The sequence below is a fragment of the Maribacter spongiicola genome (assembly GCF_004364165.1).
Classification (GTDB): Bacteria; Bacteroidota; Bacteroidia; order Flavobacteriales; family Flavobacteriaceae; genus Maribacter; species Maribacter spongiicola.
Window position 1 is genome coordinate 1 of record NZ_SOAY01000009.1, and the last position, 1,067, is coordinate 1,067.

Annotated in this window: 1 pseudogene; it reads right to left on the reverse strand. The window is 37.4% G+C overall.

From position 1 onward, the window contains the following. A pseudogene (locus CLV90_RS19145) lies at window positions 1–1,067 on the reverse strand (hypothetical protein); the annotation flags it as partial.

Here is a 1,067-nt window from a genome sequence, read left to right on the forward strand (position 1 = left end):
GTGATCGTAAATGTTCCATCTCCGTTATCTAAAACTGTAGAACGCTTTGCATCAAATGTAGTTACTACTCCGTCTTCATTTGTATATGTAAATGTACCATCTGCGTTGTCCACTAAAGATGTGATTGTTTCATCAATTGTAACAGATGCTACATTTAAGTATAAACCACCATCTGTTCCAACTTGGATATCATTATTAGCATTAGTACTTACCAAACCTAAAGTTTGAGAAGAACCTGTACCATCTGTATATGTTATAGTACCATCGTTATTATTAACTAATGATCCTGCAACCTGATTTGTATCAATAGTTGCAGCATTACCAGAATCATCCGTGATTGTAAAAGTACCATCGCCATTATCTAAAACTGTAGAACGCTTTGCATCAAATGTAGTTATTACGCCATCTTCATTGGTATAAGTAAATGTACCATCTGCGTTGTCCACTAAAGTTGATAATGTTTCCGTAAATGTTGTTACTGTACCATTTTCTGATGTATACGTGAAACTACCATCACCATTGTCTACCAGTGTAGTTACTGTATTGTTCGTATCTATTGTTGCAGAGTTTCCTGAATCGTCCGTGATCGTAAATGTTCCATCGCCATTATCTAAAACTGTAGAACGCTTTGCATCGAACGTAGTCGCTACTCCGTCTTCATTGGTGTATGTAAATGTTCCGTCCGCATTGTCTACTAAGGTTGATAATGTTTCTGTAAACGTGGTTACCGTACCATTTTCTGATGTGTAGGTAAAGCTACCATCGCCATTGTCTACTAATGTAGTTATGGTGTTATTGGTATCTATAATCGCCGAGTTTCCTGAATCGTCCGTGATCGTAAATGTTCCATCTCCGTTATCTAAAACTGTAGAACGCTTTGCATCAAATGTAGTTATTACGCCATCTTCATTGGTATACGTAAATGTACCATCTGCGTTGTCCACTAAAGTTGATAATGTTTCTGTAAACGTGGTTACCGTACCATCTTCTGATGTGTACGTGAAACTACCATCACCATTGTCTACCAATGTAGTTACCGTATTGTTGGTATCTATAATCGCCGAGTT